General features: G+C 54.0%; 15 protein-coding genes. 4 read left to right on the forward strand and 11 right to left on the reverse strand.

Annotated features, from left to right (window positions below; all coding sequences use genetic code 11):
- Positions 1–238 precede the first annotated feature (238 nt).
- Both AC3CB2_RS02465 and AC3CB2_RS02470 read right to left on the reverse strand, forming a co-directional pair.
- Positions 239–1,129, reverse strand: a complete 891-nt coding sequence (locus tag AC3CB2_RS02465; protein WP_352931763.1) for a DMT family transporter — start codon at positions 1,127–1,129, stop codon at positions 239–241.
- 19 nt (positions 1,130–1,148) lie between these two features.
- On the reverse strand, positions 1,149–1,436 hold the full coding sequence (locus AC3CB2_RS02470) for a hypothetical protein (protein WP_352931110.1): 288 nt from the start codon (positions 1,434–1,436) through the stop codon (positions 1,149–1,151).
- A 74-nt stretch (positions 1,437–1,510) separates the two neighbouring features.
- Between AC3CB2_RS02470 and AC3CB2_RS02475 the strand changes: the two genes are divergently transcribed.
- Complete coding sequence (locus tag AC3CB2_RS02475) at positions 1,511–3,694, forward strand: malate synthase G (RefSeq protein ID WP_352931108.1); 2,184 nt, start codon at positions 1,511–1,513, stop codon at positions 3,692–3,694.
- Between the two features lie 61 nt (positions 3,695–3,755).
- Here the strand turns inward: AC3CB2_RS02475 and AC3CB2_RS02480 are convergent, their stop codons facing one another.
- The 4 genes from AC3CB2_RS02480 to AC3CB2_RS02495 form a co-directional block, all read right to left on the reverse strand.
- Positions 3,756–4,418, reverse strand: a complete 663-nt coding sequence (locus tag AC3CB2_RS02480; RefSeq protein WP_352931106.1) for a DUF1906 domain-containing protein — start codon at positions 4,416–4,418, stop codon at positions 3,756–3,758.
- A 133-nt stretch (positions 4,419–4,551) separates the two neighbouring features.
- Entirely contained in the window at positions 4,552–5,220 is a 669-nt protein-coding gene (locus AC3CB2_RS02485; RefSeq protein ID WP_352931104.1) for a DUF1906 domain-containing protein, read from the reverse strand.
- A gap of 123 nt (positions 5,221–5,343) precedes the next feature.
- A complete protein-coding gene (locus tag AC3CB2_RS02490; protein ID WP_352931102.1) occupies positions 5,344–6,804 on the reverse strand; it encodes an ATP-binding protein in 1,461 nt (486 codons plus the stop codon).
- Positions 6,801–7,529, reverse strand: coding sequence for a response regulator (locus AC3CB2_RS02495; RefSeq protein WP_014285066.1), 729 nt, complete (start codon positions 7,527–7,529; stop codon positions 6,801–6,803). Before AC3CB2_RS02495 ends, AC3CB2_RS02490 begins: the two co-directional genes overlap by 4 nt.
- 274 nt (positions 7,530–7,803) lie before the next feature.
- On the opposite strand from AC3CB2_RS02495, the gene AC3CB2_RS02500 reads away from it, so the two are divergent.
- A complete protein-coding gene (locus AC3CB2_RS02500; RefSeq protein WP_352931100.1) occupies positions 7,804–8,802 on the forward strand; it encodes an EF-hand domain-containing protein in 999 nt (332 codons plus the stop codon).
- Positions 8,803–8,878: 76 nt separating this feature from the next.
- On the opposite strand, the gene AC3CB2_RS02505 is transcribed toward AC3CB2_RS02500, so the two are convergent.
- Positions 8,879–10,465 (reverse strand): SulP family inorganic anion transporter, encoded by a 1,587-nt coding sequence (locus tag AC3CB2_RS02505; RefSeq protein ID WP_352931098.1) that lies wholly within the window; start codon positions 10,463–10,465, stop codon positions 8,879–8,881.
- 1,220 nt (positions 10,466–11,685) lie between these two features.
- Between AC3CB2_RS02505 and AC3CB2_RS02510 the strand changes: the two genes are divergently transcribed.
- Together AC3CB2_RS02510 and AC3CB2_RS02515 are read left to right on the forward strand one after the other, a co-directional pair.
- The gene (locus tag AC3CB2_RS02510; protein WP_352931096.1) at positions 11,686–12,858 is read left to right on the forward strand and encodes an aminotransferase; all 1,173 of its coding nucleotides are present in this window, start codon (positions 11,686–11,688) and stop codon (positions 12,856–12,858) included.
- A 198-nt stretch (positions 12,859–13,056) separates the two neighbouring features.
- Positions 13,057–14,079 (forward strand): asparaginase, encoded by a 1,023-nt coding sequence (locus tag AC3CB2_RS02515; RefSeq protein WP_352931095.1) that lies wholly within the window; start codon positions 13,057–13,059, stop codon positions 14,077–14,079.
- Between the two features lie 38 nt (positions 14,080–14,117).
- Here the strand turns inward: AC3CB2_RS02515 and AC3CB2_RS02520 are convergent, their stop codons facing one another.
- From AC3CB2_RS02520 to AC3CB2_RS02535, 4 genes are all read right to left on the reverse strand, one after another.
- Complete coding sequence (locus tag AC3CB2_RS02520) at positions 14,118–15,488, reverse strand: TIGR03808 family TAT-translocated repetitive protein (RefSeq protein WP_352931093.1); 1,371 nt, start codon at positions 15,486–15,488, stop codon at positions 14,118–14,120.
- Positions 15,489–15,507: 19 nt separating this feature from the next.
- Positions 15,508–16,506 carry a methylmalonyl Co-A mutase-associated GTPase MeaB gene (gene meaB, locus AC3CB2_RS02525; RefSeq protein WP_352931091.1) on the reverse strand — a complete coding sequence of 333 codons (999 nt, stop codon included), beginning with the start codon at positions 16,504–16,506 and terminating at the stop codon, positions 15,508–15,510.
- 175 nt (positions 16,507–16,681) lie between these two features.
- Positions 16,682–17,002: a heavy metal-binding domain-containing protein gene (locus AC3CB2_RS02530; protein ID WP_008549564.1), complete on the reverse strand. Its 321-nt coding sequence runs from the start codon at positions 17,000–17,002 to the stop codon at positions 16,682–16,684.
- 183 nt (positions 17,003–17,185) lie between these two features.
- Positions 17,186–18,037 carry an SDR family NAD(P)-dependent oxidoreductase gene (locus AC3CB2_RS02535; protein ID WP_352931089.1) on the reverse strand — a complete coding sequence of 284 codons (852 nt, stop codon included), beginning with the start codon at positions 18,035–18,037 and terminating at the stop codon, positions 17,186–17,188.
- Between the last annotated feature and the right edge of the window lie 136 nt (positions 18,038–18,173).

Genomic DNA, 18,173 nt, shown 5'->3' on the forward strand with positions numbered 1-18,173 from the left:
CAACGCAAACCTCTGGATGTACAATTGCGCTTTTGAGGCACCGTAATAATCGGATTTAGGCAAAGAGCGCGATGGAACTTATAGTTACGAGGCGTGCATGTCTGGCTGACAGGTGGCTGAACACGACACAACAACACTTTTGCGTTACTTAGCACAAAAACAAAGTCTACTAAAACAGTAGACTTTGCAGTCTGTGAGTAATGCACCTGTTATGTTGTAACGATCCTCTTATCGAAGATCAGGCTTTGGCTTTTGTGAACCGCTTCTCCCAGGCGAACTTCTCCGCAATCCAGATGCCACCCAGCACCAGTGCCAAAGCCGCACCGTGGTAGAATGCAAACACTTCACCCAGCAGAATAATCGCCATCACAGAAGCAAACACTGGCACCAGATTGACGAATACGCCCGCCCGGTTTGGGCCGATGAGCTCTACCCCGCGCATATAGAAAATTTGTGCGAGGAAGGAAGGGCAGAAGGAGATGTAAAGAATAACCAGCCAGCCTTGGAATGTTGGCCATGCCAGAGTTTCCTGACTGTACTCAATCGCCAGCATCGGCACGGAAACCAAAGCCGCAACAAAGGCCATCACCGCAAAAAAGGCGAGCGCAGGCACCTTGGGCCTGTTGCGCAGCGCAAGCGTATAGCCAGCGTAAAACACAGCAGCCACGAGCATCAACGCGTCACCCGGATTGATGTGCAGGTTCAACAGAACCTCAAGGCTTCCCTGACTGGCCACAACAAACACACCAAGCAGGGTCAGTAGAATGCCAATGAATTGGATCAACGTCACCTTGGACCCAAACAGGAAGTAAGCCCCCACCACAACGATCATCGGAATGGAGCCCTGCAAAATGCCCATGTTCACCGCGGTGGTGTTGTGAGCTGCCAGATAGAAGAGGCCGTTAAAACCAGAAAACCCAAAGGCAGCCATCAGGGCGATGCTGATCAGATGAGGGCGGATCTGCTCCCAAGAAGCCACAAGATCACGCCATGCAATCATGCTCATCAGCCCGGCCACAATCGCCCACCTCAAAAACACGATCACCATGGGTGACACGTGTCCCACCGCAAGCTGACCTGCCACTGCGTTGCCGCTCCACATGAGCGTGGTCAACACCAGAAGCAGCATCGGTCTGCTGTACAGGGAACTAAGGATAGGCATGTAAACTCACTGTCAAAAGGCGGGTGGGAGTACCCGCAGGAAAGGTGCAAACAGACTTCACCTTGCCCCAAATAAATGCAAGGCTATTTTCCGCAAGGGCTGTAGAGGTTTCGTCAAGTATGTACCAGTCTTCCATGGCTGCTTGCAAAACCTGCCGAAATACCACCAAAATCAAAGCCTTACTAAAGAGTACTCGACCAACCCAATCAATCACCTGTGTTTTGAGCAGTACGGTAACGAATTGATGCATTGAAACTTGAGATTGAATTTGCAAGGGTCTGGTCTGGAAAACTCAGCGGCAGGAAGTGACGGCATATCCTGCTAAAAATGACAAAACGAGGGGGACCCATGTCGCAAAGAGTAAGCGTTGCATCACTTCAGGTTTCACCGGAACTCTACAATTTCGTAGAGAAGGAGGCTCTTCCGGGCACCGGAGTGGCATCCGACCAGTTCTGGGAAGGCTTCGCGCAGATCATCAAGGATCTGACACCACGTAACCGCGAGCTGCTCCAGATCCGTGAAGACATCCAGACCAAGATCGACGACTGGCACAAAGCCAATCCGGGTGTGATTGATCTGGAAACCTACAAAACCTTCCTCAAAGAACTTGGCTACCTGCTACCGGAAGGTGAAAGCTTCGACGTTGATACAGCCAACGTCGACCCGGAAATCGCAGAGATCGCCGGTCCTCAGCTCGTTGTGCCTGTCATGAACGCGCGCTATGCCCTCAACGCCGCCAATGCGCGCTGGGGTTCCCTATACGATGCGCTCTACGGCACCGATGCCATGGGCTCCACACCTCAGGCCGGCGGATACGACGAAGCACGCGGTGCAGAAGTCATCGCCTACGCCCGCAAGAAGCTGGATGAGGCTCTGCCTCTGGATGAAGGCAGCTGGGCTGATGTCACCGAGTTCGCCATTATGGGCGGCTCACTGGCTCTGACGTTGGAAAACGGCGACATGGCAGGCCTGCAGGATCCTCTCGGGTTTGTTGGCTATGCTGGTGACAAAGATGAGCCAAAGTCCATCCTGCTGCAGAAAAACGGCCTGCACTTTGATGTACTGTTTGACCGCTCCAGCCCGATCGGTGCTGCTGACAAAGCAGGCATCAGCGATATCATTCTGGAATCCGCCATCTCCACCATCATGGACTGCGAAGACTCTGTTGCAGCTGTCGACGGTGAAGACAAAGCACTGGCCTATCGCAACTGGCTGGGCTTGATGAATGGCGGCCTTAAGGAAGAAGTTAGTAAAGGCGGCAAAACCTTCACCCGTGCCTTGAATGGCGATCGTCACTATACCGATGCACAGGGCGATGCTCTGGCGCTGAAGGGCCGCTCCCTCATGCTGGTGCGGAACGTCGGTCACCTCATGACCAATCCGGCGATCCTTGATGAGGACGGTAACGAGGTCTTTGAAGGCATCATGGACGCCATGGTGACGTCCCTCTGCGCGATCCACGATATCGGTCTGCGTGAAGGCGCAACAGCGCGCAACATGAACTCCGTAACCGGCTCCGTTTACATCGTGAAGCCAAAGATGCACGGCCCGGAAGAAGTCGCTTTTGCGGACGAGCTGTTTGGCCGCGTGGAACATGTTTTGGAACTGCCACGCAACACCTTGAAAATGGGTATCATGGATGAGGAACGCCGCACCACGGTCAACCTCAAGGAGTGCATCCGCGCTGCCAAGTCCCGTGTATGCTTCATCAACACCGGCTTCCTTGATCGCACCGGTGATGAGATCCACACCTCCATGGAAGCTGGCCCAATGATCCGCAAGGCGGACATGAAGCAAGCCACATGGATCAGCGCCTATGAAAACCACAATGTCGACACCGGCCTTGCCTGTGGTCTGCGCGAGCATGCACAGATCGGTAAAGGCATGTGGGCTATGCCAGACCTGATGCACACCATGCTGGAGCAGAAGATCGGCCATCCAAAAGCCGGTGCCAACACCGCATGGGTGCCATCGCCAACCGCAGCAACCCTGCATGCCATGCACTACCATCAGGTCTGTGTGCCAGCCGTGCAGGAAGAACTGTCTACCCGCGAACCTGCAAAGCTGGATGACATCCTGTCCATTCCGGTTGCCACCAATCCAAACTGGACACCGGAAGACATTCAGGCAGAAGTCGAGAACAACGCACAAGGCATCCTCGGTTACGTTGTGCGCTGGGTAGAGCATGGTGTCGGCTGCTCCAAAGTGCCGGACATCCATAACGTGGCTTTGATGGAAGACCGCGCAACCTGCCGCATCTCCTCGCAGCACATCGCCAACTGGCTGCACCACAATGTCTGCTCTGAAGAGCAGGTGCTGGAGATCATGAAGCGCATGGCTGCTGTGGTGGATGAGCAGAATGCAGATGATCCAGCCTACCACAACATGGCGCCTGACTTCGACAACTCCGTCGCCTTCCAGGCTGCATGTGATCTGGTCTTCAAAGGCCGCATCCAGCCAAGCGGTTACACAGAACCAGTGCTGCACAAACGCCGTCTTGAAGCCAAGGCAAAGTTCGGCGCATCAGCCTGATAAAACACCACCTGCGCAGTTCAGTAAGGCTGCGCAGGCTTCTTTCCTATATTGGCAGAGATTAGCTATCAGCCTTGGGCGTAAGGTTTGTGAAGCCTCCAAAGTCTCCATTGCTCAGATTGAGCGTGTCACTGTCAAATTCAGTGCCATGGATTTTGACACTATCACCTTGCAGGATGTTCCACTTCCTGCTCTTGCGAAATTCCTCATAATCCCGAAAGCCTTTGGACTGGCTGAGCCATGTCAGCTCAACAAGGCCATCTTTCAGTGCATGTTCGCTGACCAATCCGTTTCCATAAACACCTATTCGATAAGGATCGCCTGCCACCTTAAAGACGGACTGGATCGCCTGAAAATAGGGTTTGATGTAGTGGACATAGTCGTAATAAGAGGCATCGTAATCGACTGCAAAGTAGATGCCAGAGCCTTTCGGCTGCCTGATCACCTCCTGCGCAAGGTGCAGCGCCTGATGTGCCTGCTGTGAGCCCGTCGCTCCTGTGAAGGACGAGGGCTTGTCGTTGCTGTCCTCGTATACGGTGATGATAGAAAGGCCCGCAGCAATCAGCTGCTGGGCCTCAGTTGGCTTCAGTTGCTTCCATTTGGAAAATGAGTAGTAACGCCCAACGGCCTTGTATCCTTTCTTGGCGATCGCACTCGCCAGCACTTCTACGGTCGCTGCTGTATCAACGGCAGGTTCGGTCTTGATGCCTTTTTCGTCAGTCATGGCTTCTCTGCTTCTTATTGTTATGCAGAGTGTTGACGAACGTGAGAGAAAGGCCGTGAGAGCCCATCAGTTCCAATGGTTAGCGAAGTTATACGCTGCACATGGAAGGATGGGCAGAGAGGTGGTTTATGCCTCAGTTGGAGCAGGAGGGAGTTGCAAAACTGCCAAAGCCACCATAGGAGCCCCGGTTCAGATTAAGCGTGTCCTGATCGTACTGAGTACCGGCAATGGTTACATATGGACCCTGAAGGATGTTCCAGTCACCAGACTCTTTGTATTCCTGATAGCCATAGAAACCCGTTGATTGAGAAAGCCACGTCAGCTTCGCAAGGCCATCATTTTTGGCGCAGGAGCAAACGATCCCATTGCCATAAATACCGACATGATAGGGGTAGCCAAAGGAGGCAAACACCTCGTTGATCGCTCTCAGATATGGCCTGATGTAATGGGTGTAGTCATAACTTGAGGCATCATAATCGACAGCAAAATAGATACCGGTTTGCCGGGGCTGTTGGATGACTGCATCTGCCTGATAAAGCGCCCGCAGCGCTTGCTGGTTTCCAATGTCAGCTGAGAAATAAGAGGGAGCATCATTGTTGTCTTCGTAGACCACAAAGATGTCCATTTCTGCGGCGAAGAGCTCTGAGGCTTCTGCTCTGGTCAGTTGTTTCCAGCTGTACCGGGAGTAATAGCGCCCAACGGCTTTGTATCCGGCTTGTGCCAGTGTTGTGGCGGAAGTACCGGCATTTGAGGCTGTATCAAGTGCTGGTACCAAGAGTTTAGGGGAGATTTTATCTGTCATGAGCTCTGCTTTTTGTTGTTATGCAGAGCAGTGACGAAGCGGCTGGCAGACATGTGAGACAAAGCGTTCTGCTAGAGTAACAGAAGCTTTAATCTCACTTACAATGTATTTGGGGCTACGTCCTTAAAGCGGCAGTCTCACAATAGCGACGAGACCTTTTTCTTCGCCGTTCTCAAGACGAATGGTACCGCCCTGAGCGTGGATGATGCTGCGGGTGATCGCAAGGCCAAGCCCGATGCCGCCGGTCTCCTCATTGCGGGATTCTTCAAGGCGCACGAACGGCTCAAATACATCTTCCAGCCGGTTCTGCGGAATGCCCGGGCCTTTGTCAGAGATCCGGATCTCAGCATGGGCTTCATCAACACGGAAGCTCACCTCAGCTTCTTCGCCATACCGGATCGCATTGCCGATCAGGTTCTGGAATGCACGCTTCAAGGCTATCGGACGACACTTCAGAACCACGCGGCTTTGTGCCTCCACATTCACACGGTTGCCCATGTCCTCTTGATCATTGGCAATGCTTTCCAGCAAACCACCCAGATCAACAGAGCGCAGTTCTTCCTGTTTGGAATCCTCGCGAGTAAACGCGAGCGTTTCTTCCACCATCGCCTGCATCTCATCCAGCGTGGCGATCATGCGTTCGCGGTCTTCATCATCCTCAATGAACTCAGCACGGATCCGCAAAGAGGTGATCGGAGTGCGCAGATCATGACTGATCGCCGCCAACATACGAGTGCGGTCAGAGATGAAGCGTGTCAGTCGCTCCTGCATCTGGTTGAAGGACCGGGTCACAGCCCGCACCTCCGCAGGGCCAGCTTCTTTCAGCGGTTTTGCATCTGCCCCGCGTCCCAGATCATTAGCAGCGGTTTCCAGCGTCCTGAGCGGTTTGGTCAGGCGATAGACAGAGACCCAGACGATCAGAATGGTCAGCGCGGCCATGATAAAGATCGGCAGCATGATCGGTACAATGGAGGCTTTCGGTAGACGGAAGTTGCTCTCAATGTTCAGCCACTTGCCGTTCATCAGCTCAATAGCAGCAAACAGCTGTACACCTTTAAGCGAGAACCAGCGGTACTTCTTGAAGAAGTCATCCCGCCGGTCATGCATCGCCTGCATACTGCCATGAGGTGTCCGCTCCCGCCCTTCCGGTGGAGGAGGGCGCCCGTTATCTCGATATCTATCTTTGAAGTCCGGTGGGGCACGGTCATTGTAGACCACCGCAACGCGGGTCTGCCTGTCATGATCCAGCCGGCGTTTCAGATAGTTGGCAAGCAACTCTTCCATACGCTCATCACCGCCGGTGTCCGCCACAACGGGCGTATCACCAATGCTGAAGCGGGTCCGTGTGTTGGAAACCGTGCGCAAAATCTGCTTCTGCAAACGGGGAGGGGTTGCCTCCAGCAGCTTGACCACGTTGGCCGTCCGCCACAGCGCATTGTCACGGGCCAGATTAGCCAGCGCGAACTGACGCTCCCGGCCAAGCAGCACAAAGCTGACCACCTGCGAAAAGATCAGCGCAGCTAGCAGCAGCAGGATCAGCTGAGGCGCAAGGCGGCGAGGGATAAGGTATTTCAAAAACTTCATGCGGTGACTTCTTTGACTTCACCCGTAAAGGTGTAACCGCCCCCCCAGACAGTTTTGATCAATTCCGGATTTTTAGGGTCAATCTCGATCTTGCGGCGCAAGCGAGAAACCTGATTGTCGATGGACCTGTCAAAAACACCCAAAGAGCGTCCTGATGTCAGGTCCAGCAGCTGCTCGCGGGAAAGAACCACCCGTGGCCGCTTCAAAAACGCCAGCAACAACTGAAACTCACCGGAAGACAGCGGCACAGCCACCTGTTCCGGGTCGATGAGCTCACGACGTGCTGTGTCCAACATCCAGCCGTTGAATGCCAGTTTTTCAGTCTCAATGGGATCACGCTCCCGCGGCACGCTGCTCGCGCGGCGCAAAACAGCGCGGATACGGGCCAGCAGCTCACGCGGGTTGAAAGGCTTGGTCACATAGTCATCAGCCCCAATCTCAAGGCCGACAACACGATCCGTGTCCTCAGCCATGGCGGTTAGCAGAATAACTGGGGCCTGATTGGTCTCCACCAGATGGCGGCACAGGGAAAGCCCGTCTTCACCCGGCATCATGATGTCCAGCACCACCAGATCAATGGAGGAGTTCTTCAGAACCTTACGGGCGGCAGCGGCGCTTTCAGCCACAGTGGTACGCATATTATTCTTCGTCAGATACCGGGCAAGGCTCTCCCGGATATCACGATGGTCGTCGACGATAAGAATATGTGCTGTACTTTGAGACATGCGTCCTCGCTTTGTGCCCCGCCTCTCATGCGCGGTGAGAAACAATAGACTATGGGATGCCTAACTTATGCCGCAATCCCAAAGCCAGCGAAAGTGGCTGGGCACTCAAAAATGTATCAAACTGTCACAACCCGATACTCTGGTAAATCCTGTGACAAAACAACGTGTTTTCTGGTGTAGTTTTGCGACAGATGCCTCCTACGTTGTGTTCATCGAAGCACACTCACACAAACCTTCCCCTCGTTTTAGGCTTTGATGATTAGGAGAACACGACATGATGAATTTTAAAACTATTTTGGCTGGTTCTGTAGCTGCAATCATTGCTGGTACCGCTCTGTCTCCTGCCATGGCTGCTCCGGGTTTCGGTGGTGGCTTCGGCAAGAAAATGTCTTCCCAGTTCTTTACAAATTTTGATGCAAACAAAGACGGCTCTGTCACTGCTGCTGAAATTGAAACCAAGCGCAAAGCAGACTTTGCAAAAGCAGACACTGCTGGCGACGGCGTGATCACTCTGGAAGAATGGAAAGTCTTCGCAGCAGATCGCGCAGCTGAGCGCAGCAAAGACCGCTCCGTCCGCATCTTCCAGCGCTTTGACGTCAATGGCGATGGTCAGGTCACCCGCGAAGAGTTCCTCGCGCAGGCTGAACGTATGACTGCGCGCATGGACAAAATGAAAAAGCGCATGGGCGACCGTATGGCCAAGATGCAGGACGGCAAAGGCGGTAAAGGCGGCTGGGGCGATGGCCCTCGTGACGGCAAACCAGGCAAGGATGGCTGGCAGAAAGGCCCACGTGATGGCAAGCAGGGCGACGGCATGCAAGGCAAAGGCGGCTGGGGTGACGGCCCACGCGAGCAGGGCATGATGGGCTTCGGTAAGCACGGCGGCAAAGGCATGCGTGGTGAAATGATGCGCGCAATGTTCGCTAAGGTGGATCTGGACAAGAACGGCAAGATCTCATCTGAAGAACTGGGCAAGCTGGCCGACAAGCTCTTCGCAAACGGTCCGGTTGATCTGGCAGGCTTCAGAACAATTGCCGCTGAGTTCAAAGAGCCAATGTACGTCCGTTCCTTCCAGCGTCTGGATGCTGACGGTGATCTGAAAGTCACTCAGGAAGAGTTCTTCGCACCAACAGCAAACATGATGAAACGCATGGACCGCAATAACGACGGCGTCATCACATCAGCTGACTTCAAAAAGATGAAGAAGGATTGGCGCAAAGGTCAGAAGGACCGCAAAGGTGGCTTCGGTCACGGTCATGGTCAGCGCGGTTAAGTCCACCCGCAGTTGACCAATAAAAAAGGCGGAGCCAACAGCTCCGCCTTTTCTGTTTCAATATGTATCAGCAAGATCAGCTAGTCGCTGGTTTGGTCTCTTGCATCTCAGCATCATAGTCTACTGCAACACCGTAATGCGGATCTTCCAGAACCGCGACTTCAACCATGCTGCCAGCTTTGTGCAGCAGGTCCTTACAGTCCGGAGACAGGTGACGCAGATGCAGCGTTTTGCCAGCCTGCTCATAACGGGTCGCCAGTGCATCAATCGCTGCCAGACCAGAATGGTCCACCACGCGAGAGTTGATGAAGTCGACAATCACATCATCCGGATCAGACTGAGGATCAAAGATCTCCTGGAAACCAGCCGCAGAACCGAAGAACAGCGGGCCTTCCAGCTTGTAGATCTTCCAGCCATCGGAGTTGGTTGTTGTCTGCGCATCAATACGCTTGGAGGCATTCCACGCATACGCCAGTGCGGAAACAATCACGCCAACCACAACAGCCACAGCAAGGTCAGAGTAAACAGTCACACCGGTCACCAGTGCAATCACGATGGCATCAGTCCGTGGGATCTTGTGCAGGATCTTGAAGGTGTTCCACGCAAAGGTGCCGATCACCACCATGAACATCACACCAACCAATGCTGCTAGAGGGATCTGCTCAATCAGCGGAGCAGCGAACAGAATGAAGCTCAGCAGGAACAGTGCCGCTGCAATACCTGCAAGACGGGTACGGCCACCGGACTTTACGTTGATCATGGACTGACCGATCATCGCACAGCCACCCATGCCGCCGAAGAAGCCGGTTACAACGTTTGCAGCACCCTGTGCCACACACTCTTTTGAAGCACCACCACGTGTGCCGGTCATGTCAGCAACAAGGTTCAGTGTCAGAAGGCTCTCAATCAGACCAATCGCTGCCAGAATAACGGAGTATGGCAGGATGATCATGAATGTTTCCATGGTCAGCGGAACCATCGGAATGTGAAACTCAGGCAGGCCACCGGCGATAGGCGCCAGATCACCCACTGTCTGCACATTCAGGCCAAGGCCGATCACGATGGCAGAAACTACCAGAATACCAGCCAGAGGTGCAGGAATGACGTTGGTGATCTTTGGCAGGAACCAGATCACTGCCATGGTCAGAACCACAAGACCAAGCATCAAAGCCATATCCATGCCAGCCAGCCAGCTGGTTGCGCCGGTTGCCGCATCAACAGTCTGGAACTGACCCATCTGGGCAAGGAAAATCACGATCGCCAGACCGTTCACAAAGCCCAGCATCACCGGATGTGGCACCATGCGGATAAACTTACCCCAGCGCATAATGCCAAAGAAAACCTGCAGAATGCCCATCAGCACAACAGCGGCAAACAGGTACTCAACACCGTGCTGCACAACAAGAGAAACCATCACAACAGCAAGTGCGCCGGTCGCACCGGAAATCATGCCCGGACGGCCACCAAACACAGCAGTGATGATGCCAACAATAAACGCTGCATAGAGACCAACAAGCGGCTCAACCTTTGCAACAAATGCGAATGCAACCGCTTCCGGTACCAGAGCAAGAGCAACGGTAAGACCAGAAAGCAGTTCTACTTTGACAGTATTGGCTGAAAAGCCGGGCTTTGCGGGCGCGAGCGCCTCCGTGGACGAATGCAAGGAGCACCTCCAATGGGGTTATCGGTACTTTTTTGAATACGGGGCGAATCCTAGGCACGCACTGTGAAGTCCGTGTGAAACCAAGTGTTTTCGGTCAAGGACAAGAGCTTACAAGCTAGGACACCGCTAAAATTTGAGCGGCTTTTGTCTCCCTTTTGACGCGCTTATAAGCGAAACCCGCCAAAAACACCAGTCCCCCCACACATAATAGCTATGCGTGGGGTGGGAGTTTGACGCAGAGACATCTCCTGCTCTTTGCTGATGACCTCCCTGCGAGGTAGAGAATTTTGCCTTTGGATTGAAAAGCTTACTGCTTACCGGCGGAACTTGACGGGACGAGTTAACCAGCTTTGGAAACCATCCTAGCCATTGCAGTTTCCCCAACGTCATCCCGGGCGAAGCGCAGCGCAGACCCGGGACCCATACTCCCGGAGCCGGAGATTGGCTGAGGCCTCAGTAAGTCAGCAAGGCAAGGGGGTATGGATCCCGGCTCAATGGCCGGGATGACACCATGGGGCTAGTTCCGGGTCTCAAAAAACTTATCCCCCTCGCTTGAAACCATGCCCATACTAATCGCATGCCTACGTAACGGGCTGCTGGCGGAGCGACCGTCAGTTTGTCGTAGGCTGGGCGGGGCTAACGGAAGAGGTAACGCAGCTTTCGGTGGTCCGGTGAACCGAACTTCAAACGTGGCCGCATGGTTTGAGGGGAAGGGCCCAGGAATATAGGGTATCACGCGGTGATGGAGACACGAGCACCGGCAAGGAGACTTGCTTTTGCAAATGTGTCTGTCAGAGACAGAGGAACTGTTTGGGCATGGAAACGTGTCTGGATAAGCCACTGTCTTTCCGGGAAACCGGCTATCGTGCCTTATAGGCAAAAGAGGCGACGTTGTTCATCAAAAGAAAGCCCGGGCAAGGCGAGTAGCCAATGCCGAAGAAACATATCTAACAAACAGCGCAGGTATTGCCTGCCGCCTTGCTCATCCCGATTATCTCGGGAACTCCAGCTTCACCACTGCATGGGATGCCATGCGGTGCTATTGGTGTTTTCTCACTCACACCTGCCTCAAAGGTTCAGCCAGTTCATCTATTTCAGCTGAATTGCTGGTGCCTTTATGTGGAAATACGCAGAAAATGCATCTATTGCAGACTTTGCAGGATGCAGCCGGGCCGTTAGCTTGGCGTGATGCGATCCGCGGCATGTGAGGGAGAGACCTGATGAAACCAACAAACTCCATATTTACGGGACTGGAAACGACTGTCTTTGAGCGTATGTCCCGTCTGGCAATGGAGCATAAGGCCATCAATCTTGGCCAGGGGTTTCCTGATGTCGATGGCCCTCAGGATGTTCGGCAAGTGGCAGCGGATACGCTTCTGGAGGGGCCAAACCAATACCCGCCGATGCTGGGTGTACCTTCTCTGAGGCAGGCCGTCGCTGACAACAACAAGCGCTTTTACGATCTGGATGTGGACTGGCAGACCGAAGTGCTCGTCACCTCCGGCGCCACCGAAGCGTTGGCCGACAGCATCTTCGCATTGGTTGAACCGGGTGACGAAGTTATCCTCATCGAGCCGCTCTACGATTGTTATCTCTCACTGGTTAAACGGGCAGGCGCCACACCGGTTTTTGTCGAAGTCACCCCGCCAAGCTGGGAACTGCGCGAAGACGAGCTGCGCAAAGCCTTCTCCAGCAAGACCAAAGCCATCCTGCTCAACAACCCAATGAACCCAAGCGCCAAGGTCTTCAGCAAAGACGAGCTGCAACTGATCGCAGACCTGTGCCTTGAGTTCGACTGCTATGCCATTTGCGATGAAGTTTATGAGCACATCGTGTTTTCTGATGAGAAGCACACACCGCTTATGACCCTTCCGGGAATGCGTGATCGCTGCATCCGCATTGGCTCCGCAGGCAAAACGTTTTCTCTGACAGGCTGGAAAGTCGGCTACATCACTGCTGCTCCAAACCTGCTGGAACCAATCGCCAAAGCCCACCAGTTCGTCACCTTCACCACCCCGCCAAACCTGCAAAAAGCAGTAGCCTATGGGTTGAACAAAGATGACGACTACTACGCCTCTCTTGAAAGCGAGCTGAAAGCCAAACGTGACCTGATCTCTGGACCTCTGGAAGACATGGGCTTCCGCGTCCTCCCATGTGAAGGCACATACTTCGTCACCTGCGATTTTGCGCCACTTGGTTTCAAAGGCAACGATGTCGAGTTCTGCCAGAAGATGGTTGAGGAAGCCGGTGTCGCTGCCGTTCCGATCTCCGCCTTTTACGGCACTAAAGGCCCACAAACCTTTGTCCGTTTTTGCTTCTGCAAAAAGGATGAAGTGCTGAATGAAGCACTGGGCCGCCTGCAGGCATGGATGGGCGAAATGGTCGTTTCCTGAGGCTGCGAGGCCGGGCAACACCAGCGAATGCCCGGTTAACAACCTGCGCAACAAAGGCAAAATCACAAATGTAGCTCTGCCCTGAAAAATAGAGTATGCAGACACAATGAGCCGGAGCGGACCTGCCACGCAAGGACGACAGTCCGCTGCTGCGAACAATCATAGGGCCTGAGAGCCAATCCTTGGAAGTGTGAGTGAATGGATAATCCCGTACTCGTCGAAGTGACGCGAGGCAACACTGTCGAGAGCCGCCATCGTGGCTCAATCGCTATCGTTGATGCTGATGGCAAACTGGCGTTTGGTGCAGGTGATGTAGAGCAGGGCATCTTTGCGCGCTCCGCCATCAAAGCCCTTCAGGCAATCCCAATGGTGGAATCCGGTGCCGCAGAAGCGCTGAACTTTGACGATGCCGAGCTGGCTCTGGCCTGTGCCTCGCACAACGGTGAGGACGTCCACGCCAAGTCTGCCCGCATGATGCTGTTCAAAGCTGGCCTGACAGAACAAGACCTCATGTGCGGCCCGCAATGGCCAAAGCACATGGATGATTGTGTCGAGATCGTCAAAACCGATGACAGCCCATGTCAGCTGCACAACAACTGCTCTGGTAAGCACGCTGGCTTCCTGGCAATGGCCAAAACCCTTGGCATCTCGACCGAGAACTACATCGACTTCGATCACCCGGTCCAGGCGGAAATCCGCAATGTGCTGGAGCAGATGAGCGGTGGAGTTCTGGCCCAGGATGTCTGCGGAACAGACGGTTGTTCCATCCCGACCTACGCCATGGATCAGCAGAAAACCGCTCTGGCATTCGCCCGCTTCGCAACCGGTGTTGGCCTTGACCCGATCCGCGCCAATGCAGCGGAAGTGCTGTATGAGGCCTGCGTAAACGAGCCTTACATGGTCGCCGGTAAGAACCGCTTCTGCACGGAGATCATGGACATCTTCAAAGGCCGCGTCTTCGTGAAAGTGGGCGCAGAAGGGGTCTTCTGTGCAGCCCTGCCGGAACTCGGCTTTGGTGTGACCCTGAAGTGTGAAGACGGTTCTGTACGTGGTGCGGAAGTCATGATGGCAGCCACCATCAGATCACTGCTGGGCCTCTCTGAGGAAGAAGAAAAAGGCCTGCGCACCTGGGAACATCAGCAGCTGAAGAACCGCCGCGATATTCTCGTCGGCGAAGTTCGCCCGGTTGCTGACTTCAAACGTCTGCTGAACACCATTTGATTTTGGTAAGGGCAGGGAGGTCTTTTCCTGCCAGCTCCCTAAACTGGGCTTACAAGATTGTCTGTCACGCGAATGGAGCGTGGCAGATCCTCCGCAGAAAGGGCCAGATCACCGCTGGCCTGCTCATCCCATTTGAAGCCTGCGATATTCACGGGGCAACCTGCGATGATATTCTGGGAAATGAGAGCACTTTGATCATCCGCTGCAAGACTGACGGCAATGCCAACAGGAGCTGACCGAACAGTGTTCTGAGCTGCAATCAGGTTGCGCATATACGGCCCCCAGCCCAGATTGATACCAATAATCCGTGCATCCTCCACCACGTTGCCGGTCACACAGGTATCCGCCTCAACAGCAATGCCAACACCGAAGGTCGGATTGTCCTTCTCATAGGGTCCCGTACCTGTGATGGCCCGCAACACATTGTTGGAACACACGGCCAGACGCCCACCCTCTCGGAAGTTGGTGATCGAAATCCCGTTGGCGGCGGTCTCAATCAAGTTATTGCTGACAATGGCACCTTGGAAGCTGAACTCCACAAACAAGGCCACTTCGCCTGAGCGGTGACAGGTGTTGCCAAGGATCTGGACATTAGAGGCAGCATTGGCGCGGATCGCGGAGAATTTGCAGTCACTTACCTTGTTGCTGGAGATGGTGACACTATCTGCACGGAATACATTGATGCCGTTGCCGTTCTGCCCGGTCCCGCCGCTACTCGCACGGATGTTGGAAACCTGATTGCCCGATATGATCGACCCATCATGCCCCTCGGACCACCGATGCACCAGTATGCCGCCATTGCCGCAATCTGAAACGATGTTCCCCTCGATGTGTAGTGCGCTAGCATTGTAGCTGAGAAGAGCAACATCACTGTGTGTATGAATACGGTTCCCGATGATGGACCCAGAGCACTGTTCCAGCACCACACCCGACTTGCTGCTCTTGGTTATCTCACAGGACGTCAGGCTGAGCTGAGCGCATTGAGAGAACCACAAAAGAGCAGACACCTCGTCAGAAAGCGGTTGATCGCCACCATCAAAAATGAGGTCTTTGAGAGTAACGTCATCTGCCTGTACACCTTGCAGCAGCAAGCCGTGCCCACTGAACACCAGACGTGTATGACCGGACACACCACGCAGGTTCAAACCACCGGGCAGAGAAAGCCCGGAGACCTGATAGTCACCAGCACCCAGCTGAAGGATATGCCCTTGAGCAGTAGCCTCAGCCATCGCCGCTTGCAGCTCTTCTGACACATCGTGTTGAAAAGAAGGAGCGGGGAATTCAACAACAACCGGCTTTATGGGAGCAACAGCCTGCGCCTCCTGTGTGGCAACCAGTGTTCCGGCTCCTGCCACAACACCAGCACCAAGCAGGGTACGTCTTGAAAGCTTCTCTTGATCCTCTGCCATCACGTCCCCCAGTGCTTGATCAGATCCCGAACAGGCTCGCCAGCTTACTCGCCGCAGCAGTCGCTGGCAGATTGCCGGACTTCACCGCACTTTCAACATCCGGTAGTGCTGCTTTGATATCCGGGTTCGCTTTCAGGGCAGTCTGGAGCTTCTCATTGAGCAAACCCCACATCCACGCCAACTGCTGCTCTGCGCGCTTGCTCTCCCAGTCTCCACTAGCCTGCATTCGCTCTTTGAAAATACCCAGCTGGCTCCAAAGATCATCCAGCCCTTCATTGGCAAGGCCGGAGATAGTCAGAACAGGAGGTGACCAGTGCTTGGAGCGTGGCGCAAGAATATTCAGCGCAGCCCGATACTCAGAGGCAGCCGAACGTGCTCGTATCAGCCCGTCCCCTTCCGCCTTGTTCACGGCGATCAGGTCCGCAATCTCCAGCACGCCTTTCTTGATGCCCTGCAGCTCATCGCCAGCCCCTGGCAACATCAGAACAAGGAAGAAATCAACCATCTGCGCAACGGTCGTCTCAGACTGCCCGATGCCTACAGTCTCAACGAGGATCACATCAAACCCGGCAGCCTCACACAAAAGCATGCTTTCACGGGTTTTGGCAGCAACACCACCTAGCGTGCCAGCAGAAGGAGAAGGACGGATGTATGCATTACGATCAACAGCCAACTGCGCCATCCGGGTCTTGTCACCCAAAATGGAGCCGCCTGTACGCGTGGAGGAAGGGTCAACTGCCAGTACAGCCACTTTGTGCCCGGCAGCTGTCAGGTTGGAGCCAAACGTATCGATGGTGGTGGACTTACCAACGCCCGGAACGCCGGTCACGCCAATACGAAATGCATTTCCGGTGGAGCCCATCACCTTGGTCAGCAGGGCTTCTGCTTGCTCCCGGTGGGCAGGCTTCTTGGATTCAACAAGCGTAATGCCCCGTGCAAGCGCTGCGCGCTGCCCATTCAGCAGCCGCTCGGCAAGATCATCAATGTTGTCTCTGGAAGAAGCGAGGCGTGCATTCATTCAAATATGTCCGGTAAGAAGAATCTCTTCTGCCAACCTTGAACAGATGGCGCCCCTTTGCAAGTCAGCGACTTGGAGAAGTTGTGGGGCAGGGCAGTACCCTGCTCACACTTTAGTGCGTGTTCCCGAAAAGAAGTTTCCGGTTTTCGGAAACGAAGACGCTGACAAAAACGCGTTAGCGATAGGTAACAGCAGTACCGGTCGCGGTCACCATCAGCATGGAACCATTGCTGCCAACAGTCTCATAATCAATGTCGATGCCGATCACAGCGTTTGCGCCATAACGGGCCGCTTCCTCGGTCATCTCATGCAATGCAATCTGACGGGCTTTCTTCAGCTCATCCTCATAGGCGCCGGAACGACCACCGACAATATCGCGAATACCGGCAAACAGGTCTTTAAAAACGTTCGCACCCAGGATTGCTTCACCGTGAACAATGCCCTTGTAGTCGGAAATCTCTTTGCCCTCGATGGTGTTCGTGGTCGTAGTAAGCATATTTCATCCTCAAATGTGCGCTCCACCCTTGCGCAGAACACACGCCAAAAATCCCGATCCGCAGCAACAAGCCTAGATCGAAGTGCCCGAGCTCATAAACTTATGAGCGCTTAATTCATGTAGGAATGGATTAGGAAAATACCAGAGTTTGCAATGCTTGTTTCTCCAAATCAAACACGGCGCTTAAGAGATCTTCCCCGCTTTCTGATAGCTGATAAACTGTTCAGCATAGTCTGGATGCCAGCGGGAGAGAGCAGGGCGGTTTCCGATGATATCACCAGCTGCCCAGGAGACCCGCAGGTGATCGGTCTTTGAATCTACAGCGTTGTCCGGGCACAGAACGTAAAAGTCGCCCTCAACCATACGCTTAAGGAAGTAATCAACCGTCTGCTCACTAGTCCACGCATCTGCTGGCTTTTCCGGATACTGGGCCATGTTGATGCCTGTGTGAGTAAAGCCTGGCACAAACAAGTGAACTGAGATCGGGGCATTCGCCTCTCGCAGCTCATGGCTGAGCTGTTCACTGATGACTTTCACACCCGCTTTGGTCGTGTTGTAAGCTGGATTACCGGGAGGTGTTGTGATCCCTTGCTTTGAGCCGGTGTTGATCACAACAGCTGGACGATTTGCTTCCACCATGCGCGGCAGAAAAGCATGAACGCCGTAAATCACGCCAAACAGGTTCACGGAGATGAGTTTCTTCCAGTTCTCCAGCTCACCCCAGCTTGACGAAGGAATTTCGATCCCAGCATTGTTCATGAGAACGGCGACCTCACCAGTCTCAAAGGCTTTGTCCGCCAAAGCGTTCACTTGGCTCTCATTAGAAACATCCGTCGGAACGCCAATCACGGTAGCACCTTCAGACGCAACAGCACGAACCTCATCAACTACCGCGTCAAGTCGTGGTCCGGGAAGATCTGCCAGCACCACGCCAAGCCCACGCTCAGCAAATCGAAGGGCAGCAACTTTGCCCACACCACTTGCCGCACCTGTAACGACTGCCAAACCACCGAGTTCAAGAGCTTCTTTAAACATTGTTATTCGCCTGATGACTGGGAGTTCTAATATGGAAGGAGACCTGTTTCCTTCACCTCACCTATATGGGCTTGAAACATTAAGGGTTCATTGCAGCACAGCTCGCACGCTTTCTGTCAGCTGGACAGAGACAGCT

This window comes from Pseudovibrio sp. SCP20 (genome assembly GCF_057774105.1).

Bases quoted from the DNA above. Each gene is read 5' to 3' on its own strand.
- AC3CB2_RS02465 (WP_352931763.1), bottom strand. From the start codon at position 1,129: ATGCTGCTTCTGGTGTTGACCACGCTCATGTGGAGCGGCAACGCAGTG.
- AC3CB2_RS02475 (WP_352931108.1), top strand. From the start codon at position 1,511: ATGTCGCAAAGAGTAAGCGTTGCATCACTTCAGGTTTCACCGGAACTC.
- AC3CB2_RS02480 (WP_352931106.1), bottom strand. From the start codon at position 4,418: ATGACTGACGAAAAAGGCATCAAGACCGAACCTGCCGTTGATACAGCA.
- AC3CB2_RS02485 (WP_352931104.1), bottom strand. From the start codon at position 5,220: ATGACAGATAAAATCTCCCCTAAACTCTTGGTACCAGCACTTGATACA.
- AC3CB2_RS02490 (WP_352931102.1), bottom strand. From the start codon at position 6,804: ATGAAGTTTTTGAAATACCTTATCCCTCGCCGCCTTGCGCCTCAGCTG.
- AC3CB2_RS02495 (WP_014285066.1), bottom strand. From the start codon at position 7,529: ATGTCTCAAAGTACAGCACATATTCTTATCGTCGACGACCATCGTGAT.
- AC3CB2_RS02500 (WP_352931100.1), top strand. From the start codon at position 7,804: ATGATGAATTTTAAAACTATTTTGGCTGGTTCTGTAGCTGCAATCATT.
- AC3CB2_RS02510 (WP_352931096.1), top strand. From the start codon at position 11,686: ATGAAACCAACAAACTCCATATTTACGGGACTGGAAACGACTGTCTTT.
- AC3CB2_RS02515 (WP_352931095.1), top strand. From the start codon at position 13,057: ATGGATAATCCCGTACTCGTCGAAGTGACGCGAGGCAACACTGTCGAG.
- AC3CB2_RS02520 (WP_352931093.1), bottom strand. From the start codon at position 15,488: ATGGCAGAGGATCAAGAGAAGCTTTCAAGACGTACCCTGCTTGGTGCT.
- meaB (WP_352931091.1), bottom strand. From the start codon at position 16,506: ATGAATGCACGCCTCGCTTCTTCCAGAGACAACATTGATGATCTTGCC.
- AC3CB2_RS02530 (WP_008549564.1), bottom strand. From the start codon at position 17,002: ATGCTTACTACGACCACGAACACCATCGAGGGCAAAGAGATTTCCGAC.
- AC3CB2_RS02535 (WP_352931089.1), bottom strand. From the start codon at position 18,037: ATGTTTAAAGAAGCTCTTGAACTCGGTGGTTTGGCAGTCGTTACAGGT.